This window comes from Kitasatospora sp. NPDC029367 (genome assembly GCF_055569135.1).
In genome coordinates this window covers 113,889-127,041 of sequence record NZ_JBVHYH010000014.1, presented here as the reverse complement: position 1 = coordinate 127,041, position 13,153 = coordinate 113,889, and the positions used below count along the sequence as shown (strand labels likewise).

The 13,153-nt window shown below is 71.5% G+C and carries 10 protein-coding genes and 1 rRNA gene; 1 reads left to right on the top strand and 10 read right to left on the bottom strand.

Annotation, left to right across the window (positions count from 1 at the left end):
* From ACZ4W5_RS10795 to ACZ4W5_RS10750, 10 genes are all read right to left on the bottom strand, one after another.
* Window positions 1–93, bottom strand: a 16S ribosomal RNA gene (locus ACZ4W5_RS10795); the annotation flags it as partial.
* 652 nt (window positions 94–745) lie between these two features.
* The gene (locus ACZ4W5_RS10790; RefSeq protein ID WP_360233268.1) at window positions 746–2,269 is read right to left on the bottom strand and encodes a CoA-acylating methylmalonate-semialdehyde dehydrogenase; all 1,524 of its coding nucleotides are present in this window, start codon (window positions 2,267–2,269) and stop codon (window positions 746–748) included.
* A 243-nt stretch (window positions 2,270–2,512) separates the two neighbouring features.
* Entirely contained in the window at window positions 2,513–3,277 is a 765-nt protein-coding gene (locus ACZ4W5_RS10785) for a nucleotidyl transferase AbiEii/AbiGii toxin family protein (RefSeq protein WP_465653890.1), read from the bottom strand.
* 133 nt (window positions 3,278–3,410) lie between these two features.
* Window positions 3,411–3,842, bottom strand: a complete 432-nt coding sequence (locus ACZ4W5_RS10780) for a bifunctional DNA primase/polymerase (RefSeq protein ID WP_465653889.1) — start codon at window positions 3,840–3,842, stop codon at window positions 3,411–3,413.
* A 132-nt stretch (window positions 3,843–3,974) separates the two neighbouring features.
* On the bottom strand, window positions 3,975–5,369 hold the full coding sequence (locus tag ACZ4W5_RS10775) for an NAD(P)/FAD-dependent oxidoreductase (protein ID WP_465653888.1): 1,395 nt from the start codon (window positions 5,367–5,369) through the stop codon (window positions 3,975–3,977).
* Between the two features lie 60 nt (window positions 5,370–5,429).
* Complete coding sequence (locus tag ACZ4W5_RS10770) at window positions 5,430–6,233, bottom strand: ABC transporter permease (RefSeq protein WP_188307049.1); 804 nt, start codon at window positions 6,231–6,233, stop codon at window positions 5,430–5,432.
* Complete coding sequence (locus tag ACZ4W5_RS10765; RefSeq protein WP_360233254.1) at window positions 6,233–7,162, bottom strand: ABC transporter permease; 930 nt, start codon at window positions 7,160–7,162, stop codon at window positions 6,233–6,235. Before ACZ4W5_RS10765 ends, ACZ4W5_RS10770 begins: the two co-directional genes overlap by 1 nt.
* Window positions 7,159–8,298 carry an ABC transporter ATP-binding protein gene (locus ACZ4W5_RS10760; RefSeq protein WP_360233251.1) on the bottom strand — a complete coding sequence of 380 codons (1,140 nt, stop codon included), beginning with the start codon at window positions 8,296–8,298 and terminating at the stop codon, window positions 7,159–7,161. Before ACZ4W5_RS10760 ends, ACZ4W5_RS10765 begins: the two co-directional genes overlap by 4 nt.
* Window positions 8,299–8,334: 36 nt before the next feature.
* Complete coding sequence (locus ACZ4W5_RS10755; protein ID WP_402480905.1) at window positions 8,335–9,594, bottom strand: polyamine ABC transporter substrate-binding protein; 1,260 nt, start codon at window positions 9,592–9,594, stop codon at window positions 8,335–8,337.
* A 61-nt stretch (window positions 9,595–9,655) separates the two neighbouring features.
* Window positions 9,656–11,167: a gamma-aminobutyraldehyde dehydrogenase gene (locus tag ACZ4W5_RS10750; RefSeq protein WP_465653887.1), complete on the bottom strand. Its 1,512-nt coding sequence runs from the start codon at window positions 11,165–11,167 to the stop codon at window positions 9,656–9,658.
* Window positions 11,168–11,423: 256 nt separating this feature from the next.
* Between ACZ4W5_RS10750 and ACZ4W5_RS10745 the strand changes: the two genes are divergently transcribed.
* Window positions 11,424–13,079 (top strand): PucR family transcriptional regulator, encoded by a 1,656-nt coding sequence (locus tag ACZ4W5_RS10745; RefSeq protein WP_465653886.1) that lies wholly within the window; start codon window positions 11,424–11,426, stop codon window positions 13,077–13,079.
* Window positions 13,080–13,153: the final 74 nt, after the last annotated feature.

The following is a 13,153-nucleotide window of genomic DNA, read 5'->3' as shown; positions in this document are numbered from 1 at the left end:
ACTGATCCACCCCGAAGGGCTTCACCGTTCGACTTGCATGTGTTAAGCACGCCGCCAGCGTTCGTCCTGAGCCAGGATCAAACTCTCCGTGAATGTTCACCCGTAATCGGGTAGACACCCGCGTTGAGCGGCACGGCAACCACCGGAATAGGGTGATCCCGCGCACTGCGTCCTCGCTAGTGTTTGTTTCAAAAGGAATCTCCAACCCCAGGAAACCTGAGGCCGGGGATGTCAACATATCTGGCGTTGACTTTTGGCACGCTGTTGAGTTCTCAAGGAACGGACGCTTCCTTCGGACCGCCTTCCAGCGGGCCCTCCGGGCGCTTCGTTCTTTCGTGTTTCCAGCTTATCAGATGTTTTCCGCTCCGTTTTCCGGGGCTTCGTCATCCAACTCGCCGGTGTCTTCTGCGGCTTGACGCCCCGTCCGACGTTTCAAACTCTAGCCGATCCCCGCTCCGAAAAGCGAATCCAGCCGCAATCCGATAAAACGCACACGCCGAATAAGCACCGAGCCGAGACGCGAAAAAGCGAAACGACCGGCACGAACCGGAAGTGGTGTTTCAAGGGATTGGCTGCCTCAGGGACCGTCCGCGCAGACGCGTGTCCGGTGCTCCCTTCCGGGCAGCTCGAAGAACTGTACGCGCATCTGGGTCCGGATGCAAACGACCTGCAAAAGGGGGCAGGCCGGCCCCCGGGAGAGGGGTCCGGCCTGCCTTGGTGCCAGAGCTCGGCGAGCCCGGCGACCTCAGCTGTTGGTGGGGAAGCCGAGGTTGATGCCGCCGTGCGAGGGGTCCAGCCAGCGCTGGGTCACGGCCTTGCCGCGGGTGAAGAACTGGACGCCGTCCGGACCGTACGCGTGGGCGTCGCCGAACAGCGAGGCCTTCCAGCCGCCGAAGGAGTAGTAGGCGACCGGCACCGGGATCGGCACGTTGATGCCGACCATGCCGACCTCCACCTCGAACTGGAAGCGCCGGGCCGCGCCGCCGTCGTTGGTGAAGAGGGCGGTCCCGTTGCCGTACGGGTTGGCGTTGATGAGCGCCAGGCCTTCGTCGTAGGAGGCGACGCGCACGACGGAGAGGACCGGGCCGAAGATCTCGTCGTTGTAGACGGACATGCCAGGCTTCACGTGGTCGAACAGGGTGGGGCCGAGCCAGAAGCCGTCAGCGGTCGGGCTGCCGTTCTTGTCCTCGGCGGTGACCGGGTGCTTGCGGCCGTCCACGGCGAGCTCGGCGCCGTCGGCGAGACCGGACTCCACGTAGGAGGTGACCTTGTCGCGGTGTTGGCCGGTGACCAGCGGGCCCATCTCGGAGTCGCCGTTGCAGCCGGGGCCGACCTTCAAGGTGGCGATCCGCTGCTTGATCTTGTCGACCAGCTCGTCACCGATCGGGTCGACGGCGACCAGGACGGACACCGCCATGCAGCGCTCGCCGGCCGCGCCGAAGCCGGCGTTGACCGCGGCGTCGGCGGCGAGGTCAAGGTCGGCGTCCGGCAGCACCAGCATGTGGTTCTTGGCGCCGCCGAGGGCCTGGACGCGCTTGCCGTAGCGGGTACCGGTCTCGTACACGTAGCGGGCGATCGGGGTGGAGCCGACGAAGCTGACGGACTTGACGTCCGGGTGCTCCAGCAGGCGGTCGACGGCCACCTTGTCGCCGTGCACGACGTTGAAGACGCCGTCCGGCAGGCCGGCCTCCTTCCACAGCCCGGCCAGGAAGTTGGCCGCGGACGGGTCCTTCTCGGAGGGCTTCACCACCACGGTGTTGCCGGCCGCGATGGCGATCGGGAAGAACCACATCGGCACCATGGCCGGGAAGTTGAACGGCGAGATGATCGCGACCGGGCCGAGCGGCTGGCGGATCGAGTAGACGTCGATGCCGGTGGAGGCCTGCTCGGTGAAGCCGCCCTTGATCAGCTGCGGGATGCCGCAGGCGTACTCGACGACCTCCAGGCCGCGGGCGATCTCGCCCAGCGCGTCCGAGTGCACCTTGCCGTGCTCGGACACGATGATCTCTGCCAGCTCGTTCCGGCGGGCGTTCAGCAGCTCGCGGAAGGCGAAGAGCACCGTGCTGCGCCGGGCCACCGAAGCGGTGCGCCACTCGGCGAAGGCCGAGGCGGCGGCGGCCACAGCCTGGTCGACCTCGGCGATCCCGGCGAAGTCGACCTGGCCGGCGACCTGGCCGGTGGCCGGGTCGAAGATGTCACCGCGGCGGGGCGCCGCACCGGCGGTGGCGACCGACTGGCCGCCGATCCAGTGAGTGATGTGCTTGCTCAAGTCCGTCTGCCTCCGAAGTCCCGGGCGGCGTCCTGCCACCGGTCCGGTCTGGCGCCGCCCGCGAGAGGGCCGGGCGACGGGAATTCACGGGGCTACCGCGCTCGTCTTCCAGTCTGGTGGCCTCCGGACCGCGGCTCAACGAACAGGCTGACGGGGATCGCGGATTCAGCCTTACAGGTCGTCCGGTCGCTCCGCCGAACGGGTGGGGCCACGGCCCTGGAGCCGGAGCCGGAGCCGGAGCACTCAGGACTCCTCGTCCTCCAGGTACGGGTCGTGCAGCCCGTCCGCCGCCTCCTGGGTCTCCAGCAGGTCCAGTCGCAGGTCCTGCGCCCAGGCCAGTGCCCACCGCTTGAGCCCGTCCACCGCGCCGGCCTCGACCCCGCGGGCACGGAACCGGCCGTCCGCCGCCTCGGCCAGTGTCTCCAACCGGTCGGCGAGCCCGCCCGGCTGGAAGTCCGGGTCCAACTCCCGGGCCAGGGCCAGCAGTTCGCCCTCACGGTAGTTGCGGGTGAGGGCGTGTACGTCGATCAGGTCGCGCGGCATGCCCCGGTCGACCAGCAGCGCGGTGGTGAGCGCCGCCGCATCCTCCAGCGCCACCACCGGCAGCACCAGCGGGGGCTCCTCCGCCTCCAGGGCGCCGAAGTCCAGCCGGACCGGCCGGTGGCCGAGCGGCTCCTTCCGCAGCTCCACCGAGTGGGACCGCCCGCCCAGCGCCAGCCGTACGGTCAGCTGTTCCAGCTGTGGCGTGCCAGGCCGCTCGGCGACCCCGCCGCCCGCCGCGCGGTACGCCTCGGTCAGTGCGGCGGCCACCTCGGGCAGGTCGGCGCCGCCGGTGGCCAGGGTGAGTCCGTCCTGCCGGCAGGCCGGGACCCCGTGGGCGCGCAGCGCGTGCCCGCCGGCCAGCGCCAGCCCGTACCGGGTGCAGACGGGCTCGGCGATGGCGGCCAGGCGCAGCTGGGCGGGGCCCGGCCGGAGGGAGGCGTCGACGGCGTGCGGGGCGGTGGTCACGCCTCCAGTCTGACCCGGGCGCCCGCCCCGCGCCCTGCCACCGCGAACCGTCCGCGCACCTCCCGCGACCCGTCCGCGCGCCGAACGCAACCCGTCCGCGAACCGAACACGACGTGACCGCGACCCGCCCGCGCTACCAGCCGCCGAGGCCGGCCGCCGCCTCGTGCAGGGCCAGCTCCAGCAGCACCGGGTCGTTGAGCCGCCCGGAGCCGTCGGGCGGCACCAGCCAGCGCACACCCCGGCTACGGCGTCCTGGGTGCGGGACGACGATCCAGGTGCCCTCCCCCGCGCAGCGCACCCCGGTGCCGACCCAGCGGGCGGCGGTGCCGACGGGCACCAGGAAGCTGACGTGCTCCCCGCCGAAGTCGGTGAGGACCGGGCCGCAGAAGCCGGTGTCCAGCACCTCCAGCGCCGGTCGCCCGAGCCGCCCGGGGACGGCGAGGACGTCCCAGCGGCGCCCGGCCGGTAGCAGGACCAGGCCCAGCCCGGTGCGTTCCCACTGCTCCCGGAAGTCCTCCGGGTCCGCTGCCACCTGGGCGAGCCAGTGCAGTCCGGTGCTCTCCATGTCGTGTCCCCGCTCCTCGCCGTTTCCTACGGTCGGACGCGGCGGGAGAACGAGACCCGCCGTCACCGAGGAGAGGCGGACGGCGGGTCCCTCTTACACGGGTCGCGGGAGATACCCCACGATCGGTGGCGGTCAGCTGTCGAAGCCGAGCCCCAGCCGGTCGAGGGTGCGCAGCCAGAGGTTGCGGTGGCCGCCGTTGCGGTCGGCGCGCTCCAGCGAGCGGGTGGTGATCTCGATCCCGGCCCAGCGCACCGGTTCGGGCGGGAACGGCAGCGGCTTGGAGCGCACCATGTCCAGCGAGGTGCGCTCGGTGCGCTCGCCGGCCAGCAGGTCGAGCATCACCTCGGCCCCGAAGCGGGTGGCGCCGACACCGAGCCCGGTGTAGCCGACGGCGTAGGCGACCTTGCCCCGGTAGGCGGTGTCGAAGAAGGCCGAGAACCGGCTGCAGGTGTCGATGGCGCCGCCCCAGGCGTTGGTGAAGCGCAGCCCCTCCAGCTGCGGGAAGCAGCGGAAGAAGTGGTTGGCCAGGGTGCGGAAGGTCTCCGGGCGCTGGTCGTACTCGTGCCGGACGTGCCCGCCGTAGTGGTAGACGGCGTCGTAGCCGCCCCAGAGGATCCGGTTGTCGGCAGACAGCCGGAAGTAGTGGAACTTGTTGGCGCTGTCGCCGAGCCCCTGCCGGCCGCGCCAGCCGATCGAGGCGAGCTGCTCGCCGCTGAGCGGCTCGGTCATCAGCGCGTAGTCGTACACCGGGACGACGTACGGACGGACGCGCTTGAGCAGGGACGGGAAGACGTTGGTGCCGAGCGCGACCCGGCGGGCGCGGACCCGGCCGTACGGGGTGCGGGCGGCCATGCCGCTGCCGTGCTCGCGCAGCTCGGTGGCCCGGGTGTGCTCGAAGATCCGGACGCCCAGGCCCAGGCAGGCCTCCTTGAGGCCCCAGGCGAGCTTGGCGGGGTGGACCATCGCCACCCCGTCCTTGTCCCAGAGGCCGCCGAGGAAGGTCGGCGAGTTCACCTCGGCGCGCAGCTGGTCGGCGTCCAGGACGGTGAGGTCGAAGCCGTAGCGGGCGACGGCCTCGGCGACCTCGTGCAGTTCCTCGACCTGGTGCGGCTGGGTGGCGACGTCGATCTCGCCGGTGCGCTCCCACTCGGCGTCGATGCCGTAGCGCTTGAGGGTGGCCTCGATGCCGTCCAGGTTGGCGGCGCCGAGGCGTTCCAGTTGGGCGAGTTCGGAGGGCCAGCGCTCCAGGCCGTTGCCGAAGCCGTGGGTGAGGCTGGCCGCGCAGAATCCGCCGTTGCGCCCGGACGCGGCCCACCCGACCTCGTGGCCCTCGACCAGGACGACGTCCAGCGAGGGGTCGCGCTCCTTGGCGATGAGCGCGGTCCACAGTCCGGAGTAGCCGCCGCCGACGACCAGCAGGTCGCAGGTGGTGTCGCCGACCAGGGCGGGCAGCGCCGCGGGCCGGCCGGGGTCCTCCAGCCAGAAGGGGGTGGGCCTGGCGTCACTGAGCGCGCGGGCGGAGTCCATGCATTATCAGCCACTTTCCACGAATAGGTGATGTACGTACCACCGCTGACCGACCGTACGTCAGGCGGTGGCCTTGCGGCGGTTGCCGAGCCACTGGCCGGCCACGGTCAGCGCGACCGCGGCCACGAACATCGCGGTGCCGATGACGTTCACCTGCACCGGGATGCCGCGCTGCGAGGCGCCCCAGACGAACATCGGGAAGGTGACCGTGGTCGGGCCCGAGTTGAACTGGGTGATGATGAAGTCGTCGAAGGAGAGCGCGAAGCTGAGCAGCGCGCCGGCGGCGATGCCGGGGGCGGCCAGCGGGAGGGTGACCCGCAGGAAGGTCTGGACGGGGGTCGCGTAGAGGTCCTGGGCGGCCTGTTCGAGCCTCGGGTCCATGCTCATCACGCGCGCCTTGACCGCCGTCACGACGAAGCTCAGGCAGAACATGATGTGGGCGATGAGGATGGTGGTGAAGCCGAAGGGGATGCGCATGTTGAGGAACAGCGTCCCCAGCGAGGCGGCCATGACGACTTCGGGCATGGCCATCGGCAGGAAGATCATCGCGGTGGTGGCCGAGCGGCCGCGGAAGCGGTAGCGGGCCAGCGCGAAGGCGACCATGGTGCCGAGCACGGTGGCGCCGATGGTGGCGAGCACCGCGATCTGCAGGCTGAGCGAGAGCGACTGGCACATGTCGGCCACGCCGCAGGGGTTGGTCCAGGCGTCGGTGGAGAACTCGTTCCACTCGTAGTTGAACTTGCCGACCGGCTTGTTGAACGAGAAGGCCAGCACGACCAGGTTGGGCAGCACCAGGTAGGCCAGGGCCAACAGGCCGGCCAGGACCACCAGGTGGGCGCGGACCCACTTGAGGATGCGGGACATCAGACCAGTTCCTCCGTCCCGGCCTTGCGCATGTAGACCGTCACCATGCCCAGGATCAGGGCCATCAGGATGAAGCTCAGCGCTGCCGCCGTGGGGTAGTCGAGCACGTTCAGGAACTGCTTCTGGATGCCGTTGCCGACCATCTGCTCGCTCGGCGAGCCGAGCAGCTGGGCGTTGATGTAGTCGCCGGAGGCGGGGATGAAGGTGAGCAGGGTGCCCGCGACCACGCCCGGCAGCGAGATCGGGAAGGTGACCTTGCGGAAGGTGGTGAACGGCCGGGCGTAGAGGTCGCCGGCCGCCTCGTGCAGCCGGGGGTCGATCCGCTCCAGCGAGGTGTACAGCGGGAGGATCATGAACGGCAGGAAGTTGTAGGTGAGGCCGCAGACCACGGCCAGCGGGGTGGCGAGCACCCGGTCGCCGGAGGTGAGCCCGACGGCGTTGGTGACGTCCAGGACGTGCAGGGTGTTGAGCGCGCCGACCACCGGTCCGCCGTCGGACAGGATGGTCTTCCAGGCCAGCGTGCGGATCAGGAAGCTGGTGAAGAACGGCGCGATGACCAGGATCAGGATGACGTTGCGCCAGCGCCGGCTCGCCTTGAAGGCGATGGTGTACGCCAGCGGGTAGCCGATGACCAGGCAGAGCACGGTGGCGATGGCCGCGTAGGAGAACGAGCGGACGAAGTGCCACTTGTACTCGACCAGGGCGTCCCAGTAGGTGGCGAAGTGCCAGGTGACCTTGAAGCCCGACTCCAGCGAGCCGGTCTGCAGCGAGGTGGACGCCTGGTAGACCATCGGCACGGCGAAGAAGACGACCAGCCAGGCGATGCCGGGCAGCAGCAGCCAGTACGGGGTGAGCTTGCGCTTCGGCTTCGGCGCGGGCTCGCCGAGCGGGATGACCTGGGGGGCGGCCGCCGGGGTGGTGGTGGTCATGCGGCCTCCTCCGCGGTGCCCGCGTCGATCGCCTGCGCGGCGTCCAGGGCGAAGGAGTGCGCCGGGTTCCAGTGCAGCTGCACGGGGGCGCCGGGGACGATCCGGGCGTCGCGCTCCATGTTCTGCTCGAAGACGGTGACCTCCTGGCCGCTGTCGGTGCGCACCACGTACTGGGTGGAGACGCCGATGAAGCTGGAGTCGAGCACCGTGCCGGCGAGCCGGTTGCGGCCCTCGGCGACCGTCTCGGAGGCGTGGCTGATGGTGATCTTCTCCGGGCGCACGCCCAGGTGGACCAGCTTGGCCTCGGTGGCGCAGCGCGCCTTCGGCACCGCGAGCCGGCTGCCGGCCACGGTGAGCAGCAGGTCCTCGCCCGCGCCGCCGGTGACCTCGGCGGGCAGTAGGTTGGACTGGCCGAGGAAGTTGGCCACGAAGGTGGTGCCGGGGTTCTCGTACAGGTCGGCGGGCGCGCCGAGCTGCTCGACCCGGCCGCCGTTCATCACCGCGATGGTGTCGGCCATCGTCATGGCCTCCTCCTGGTCGTGGGTGACGTGCACGAAGGTGATGCCGACCTCGGTCTGGATCCGCTTGAGCTCCAGCTGCATCTGGCGGCGCAGCTTGAGGTCGAGGGCGCCGAGCGGCTCGTCCAGCAGCAGCACCTGGGGGTGGTTGATCAGGGCGCGGGCGACCGCGACGCGCTGCTGCTGGCCGCCGGAGAGCTGGTGCGGCTTGCGCCGGGCGTACTGGCCGAGTTCGACCAGTTCCAGCATCGACTCGACCTGCTTCTTCACGTCCTTCTTGCCGCGCCGGCGCAGGCCGAAGGCGACGTTCTCGAAGATGTCCAGGTGCGGGAAGAGCGCGTAGCTCTGGAAGACGGTGTTGACCGGGCGCTTGTACGGGGGCAGCGCGGTGACGTCCTGGCCGCCGATCAGGACGGTGCCGCTGGTGGGCTCCTCCAGGCCGGCGATCATGCGCAGGGTGGTGGTCTTGCCGCAGCCGGAGGCGCCGAGCAGGGCGAAGAAGGAGCCCTGGGGGACGGTCAGGTCGAGCGGGTGGACGGCGGTGAAGGAGCCGTAGGTCTTGCCGATGCCGGTGAGGCGGACGTCGCCGCCGGCCGCGGCGCGCAGCTGGTCTGTCATGGGTGTCTTCCTGGGTCTTTCTGCCGGGGGTGGGGGTCAGGCGCCGATGAGCTTGGAGAACTTCTGCTCGAAGTCGCTCTCCTCGCCCTCGGTGAGGGTGCGGAACACGTGCGCCTTGGCCGCCATCTCGGGGGTGGGTACGACCAGCGGGTTGGCCGCGCTGTCCGGGGCGAGGGCGGCGAGCTCCTCCTTCATCCCGGTGACGGCGGAGACGAAGCCGATGCCCGCGACCAGCTGCGCCGCGATCTTCGGCTGATAGTAGAAGTCGATCAGCTTCTCCGCGTTCGTCTTGTGCCGCGCCTTGGCCGGGACCAGCATGTTGTCGGTCGAGGCGAGGTAGCCCTTCTCCGGGATGACGAACTCGATGTCCGGGTTGTCGGCGCGCAGTTGGATCAGGTCGCCGCCCCAGGCGACGCAGGCGGCGATGTCCCCGGAGGACAGCTCCTGGCCGTAGTCGTTGCCGGTGAAGCGGCGGATCTGCTTGTTGTCCACGGCCTTCTGCATCCGGGCGATCGCACCGGCGTAGTCGTCGGCGGTGAACTTCGCCGGGTCCTTGTCCATGTCGAGCAGGACCATCCCGATGCTGTCGCGCATCTCGGAGAGGAAGGTGACCCGGCCCTTGAGCTCGGGGTCCTCCAGCAGCTGGGAGACGCTGGTGACCTCCTTGCCCTTGGTCGCCTTCCGGTTGTAGGCGATGACGGTCTGGATCCCGGCCCAGGGGTAGGTGTAGAGCCGCCCCGGGTCCCAGTCGGGGGCACGGAAGCGGGCCTCGACGTTGGTGATCGCGGTGGTGACGTTCGCCGGGTCGAGCTTCTGCGCCCAGCCGAGCCGGATCAGCCGGGCGGCCATCCAGTCGGTGAGCACCACCAGGTCGCGGCCGGTGTCCTGGCCGGCCGCCAGCTGCGGCTTGACCTTGCCGAAGAACTCGACGTTGTCGTTGACGTCCTCGTTGTACCTGACCTTGATGCCGGTGGCCGCGGTGAAGGTGTCCAGGGTGCCGTGCTTCTGCTTGTCCTTCTCGTCGGTGTCGATGTACAGCGGCCAGTTGGAGAAGTCGACCTCCTTCTCGCCCCCCGAGTGGTCCTCGGCGGCGTTGGCGGTCGAGTCACCGGTCGCCCTGGGGGCGGCCGGGATGCCGCAGGCGGCCAGGGTGCCCGCCCCGGCGGTCAGGGCGGCGGCGCGCAGCAGGGTACGGCGGCCGACCGCGGCCCGACCGCTGGTCAGACTGCGTTCCCAGGCCCTGCGGACCGGTTCGGGCAGACCGTCGGTGAGCTCGTTGAACGCCTTGAACGCCATGGAACGGGCCTCCTGGGGGGGACGGCGGGTGCGTGGGGGGAGCACCTGGCCTGAGGGGGGGTTATCGGTCTCCGAAGACGGTGCGGTGCCAGTCCTTGCGGGCCACCGCGGTGGTGTCGAACATGACGTGCTTGACCTGGGTGTACTCGTCCAGCGAGTACTGGGACATGTCCTTGCCGTAGCCGGACGCCTTGTAGCCGCCGTGCGGCATCTCGCTGATGATCGGGATGTGGTCGTTGACCCAGACGCACCCGGCGGCGATCTCCCGGGTGGCGCGCAGCGAGCGGTGCACGTTGCCCGTCCAGGCGGAGGCGGCCAGGCCGTACGGGGTGTCGTTGGCGAGCCGCAGGCCCTCGTCGTCGCCGTCGAAGGGCAGCACCACCAGCACCGGGCCGAAGACCTCGCCCTGGACCACCTCGCTGTCCTGGGCCGCGCCGGTGATCAGGGTCGGCGCGTAGTAGGCGCCCCGGGTGAGGTCGTGGCCGTCGTGGCCCCGGTCCGGCGCGGGGCCGCCGGTGACGACGGTGGCGTAGGAGCGGGCGCGCTCGACGAACCCGGCCACCCGGTCCCGGTGGGCGAAGGAGACCAGCGGGCCGAGGTCGGTGTGCGGGTTGCGGGGGTCGCCGATCCGGACGGCCGCGAAGAGCTCGGCGACGCCGGCCACGAAGGCGTCGTAGAGCGGGCGCTGGACGTACGCACGGGTGGCGGCGGTGCAGTCCTGGCCGCCGTTGATCAGCGAGGCGGCGACGGCGCCGTGCACCGCGGCGTCCAGGTCGGCGTCGTCGAAGACCACGAACGGGGCCTTGCCGCCGAGCTCCAGGTGGGTGCGCTTGACGCTCGCGGTGGCGAGTTCGGCGACCCGCTTGCCGACGGCGGTGGAGCCGGTGAAGGAGACCATCGCGACCCCGGGGTGGGCGACCAGGTGCTCGCCGGCGGTGCGCCCGGCGCCGGTGACCACGTTGACCACGCCGTCCGGGATGCCCGCCTCGGTGCAGGCCCGGGCGAACATCACCGAGGTCAGCGGGGTCAGCTCGGCCGGCTTGAGGACGATGGTGTTGCCCGCCGCGATCGCCGGGAGGATCTTCCAGGCGGCCATCTGCAGCGGGTAGTTCCACGGCGAGATCGAGCCGACCACGCCGATCGCCTCGCGCCGGACGTAGGAGGTGTGGTCGCCGGAGTACTCCCCGGCCGCCTTGCCCTCCAGGTTGCGGGCGGCGCCGGCGAAGAACGCGGCGTTGTCGACGGTGCCGGGGACGTCGAACTCGGTGGCCAGCTTGACCGGCTTGCCGGTCTGCGCGGTCTCCACCCGGGCCAGGTCGTCGGCGGTCGCGCCCAGGACGGCGGCCAGCCGGGTGAGCGCCTCGGACCGGGCCCCCGGGGTGGCGGAGGACCAACCGGGCAGGGCGGCCCGCGCGGCGGTGACGGCGGCGTCCACGTCCCCGGCGGTGGCCAGCGCGACCTCTTCGACCACCGTGCCGTCGGCGGGGTTGACGACCTGGAAGGGCTCGCCGCTCCCCCGGGCCTGCCGGCCCGCGATGTACTGGGCGCCCGCGCCGAAGTCGGTCAGGTCCATCTGGGTTCCTCCAAGTGCCGGCGGTTCGACCGCGCTGCGGCGAAACGCTTCCGCGGTGGGGGTCTGCGGTCCCGCTGACCTTGCCAACTGCGGGGTTGACGTGACAAGGGTCACTTCGACAGGCTCGCCATGAAGGGCCTTACAGAGTGCAAGGCTCTTCATAGGGCAACAGGTCGTCGCGACGATGCATGATTCACCTGACACTCTGTCCCCTCCACCCCCTCCCCTCCCACCTCCCCCGCCCTGGAGGCCCGCGATGCTCCCCACCGTCGCCCGCGTGCTCGACCTGGAGGTGATGCGGCGCGGCCTGCCCCAGGTGGTGGCCGGCGCCGACCACCTGGAGCGACCGGTCCGCTGGGTGCACGTCAGCGAGCTGCCCGACGTCGCCGGCGTGCTGCAGGGCGGCGAACTGGTGCTGACCACCGGCATCGCGCTGCCCGAGGACCGCGAGGGCCTGGCCCGCTACGTCCGCGACCTGGACGAGGTCGGCGTGGCCGGCCTGGTGGTCGAGTTCGGCCGGCGCTACTTCGACTCGCTCCCGCGCGCCCTGGTGCACGCCGCCGAGCAGCGCGGACTGCCGCTGATCGCGCTCCGCCGCGAGGTGCGCTTCGTCGCCGTCACCGAGGCCGTGCACGCCCTGGTGGTGAACGCCCAGCTGGAGCAGCTGCGGCTCTCCGAGTCGGTCCACCAGGTGTTCAACGAGCTGGTGGTCGAGGGCGCCGAGCCGCCCGAGGTGATCCGCCAGGTGGCCCGGATGGCGGGCGCGCCGGTCGTCCTGGAGAACCTGGCCCACCAGGTGCTCGCCCACGACAGCGCCGGACGCCCCGAGGCCGAGCTGCTGGAGGACTGGGAGCGCCGCTCGCGCGGGGTCCGCCCGCCCGGCCGTACCGGCCACGACCCGCGCAGCGGCTGGCTGGTGACCACCGTCGGCGCCCGCGGCCAGGACTGGGGCCGGCTGGTCCTGGTGCTGGAGCCGGGCCCGCGGCCGGAGGGCGAGGCCCACCCGCACGCCATGCTGCTGGAGCGCGGCGCCTCCGCGCTGGCGCTCAACCGGCTGGTGGTGCGCGACCGGGAGAGCCTGGAGCGGCAGACCCACCGCACCCTGCTCTCCGGCATCCTCACCCACGCGCTGACCGTCTCCGAGGTGGCCCTGCGCGCCCAGGCGCTCGGCGTCCCGCTGGACGGCCGACGGCTGGTCGGCGTGGTGCTGCGCCAGCGCCGCGGGCCGATCCCGGCCGCGCTGGAGGCCCAGGCCCGGCTGCGCGACTTCACCGAGCTGGCGGCCGGCGCGGTGCGGGCCAGCCGGCTCTCCGCCCTGGTCGGCGCGCTGGACGACGAGGGCGTCGGCCTGCTGATCGCGCTCGGCGCCCAGCAGGACGAGCACTCCGCGCTGGAGGCCTTCTCGGCCACCCTGCGCCGGATGTCCGCCGAGTCGGGCCGGGAGCCGGCCGACACCCCGGGGCCGGTCGTCGCGGTCGGCTCCTCGGTCGGCTCGGTCCGCGACGCCCGGCGCACCCTGCTGGAGGCCGCCCAGGTCGCCGACGCGGCCCTGCACGACGCGCCCGGCGGGGGCCGGACCGCCTCCTACTACCGGCTGCCGGACGTCCGGCTGCGCGGCCTGCTCCACCTGCTGCGCGACGACGCCCGCCTGCAGACGTACGTGGAACGGGAGTTGGGCCCGCTGCTGGCCCACGACGCCGAGCACAACGGCCAGTTGGTGCAGATGCTGCGGATCTACCTGGAGCAGGGCCGGAACAAGTCGGCGGCGGCCGACGCCGCGCACCTGTCCCGGCCGTCCTTCTACGACCGGCTGCACAAGGTCGAGCGGATCCTGGGCGTCGACCTGGACCAGGTGGAGTCCTGCCTCTCCCTGCACGTGGCGCTGCTCGCGCTGGACGCCGTGCGCCGGTAGCGCCGGGGCGGGCGGGTAGGGCCGGGCCGGGCGGGCGCGCCGGGCGGACGGACCGGGGCGGGGCCCCGCGCGGG

What these genes read in the sequence shown, in the direction of transcription:
- ACZ4W5_RS10760 (WP_360233251.1), bottom strand. Translation starts at nt 8,298, where the DNA reads ATGACAGACCAGCTGCGCGCCGCGGCCGGCGGCGACGTCCGCCTCACC.
- ACZ4W5_RS10755 (WP_402480905.1), bottom strand. Translation starts at nt 9,594, where the DNA reads ATGGCGTTCAAGGCGTTCAACGAGCTCACCGACGGTCTGCCCGAACCG.
- ACZ4W5_RS10775 (WP_465653888.1), bottom strand. Translation starts at nt 5,369, where the DNA reads ATGGACTCCGCCCGCGCGCTCAGTGACGCCAGGCCCACCCCCTTCTGG.
- ACZ4W5_RS10765 (WP_360233254.1), bottom strand. Translation starts at nt 7,162, where the DNA reads ATGACCACCACCACCCCGGCGGCCGCCCCCCAGGTCATCCCGCTCGGC.
- ACZ4W5_RS10780 (WP_465653889.1), bottom strand. Translation starts at nt 3,842, where the DNA reads ATGGAGAGCACCGGACTGCACTGGCTCGCCCAGGTGGCAGCGGACCCG.
- ACZ4W5_RS10770 (WP_188307049.1), bottom strand. Translation starts at nt 6,233, where the DNA reads ATGTCCCGCATCCTCAAGTGGGTCCGCGCCCACCTGGTGGTCCTGGCC.
- ACZ4W5_RS10750 (WP_465653887.1), bottom strand. Translation starts at nt 11,167, where the DNA reads ATGGACCTGACCGACTTCGGCGCGGGCGCCCAGTACATCGCGGGCCGG.
- ACZ4W5_RS10745 (WP_465653886.1), top strand. Translation starts at nt 11,424, where the DNA reads ATGCTCCCCACCGTCGCCCGCGTGCTCGACCTGGAGGTGATGCGGCGC.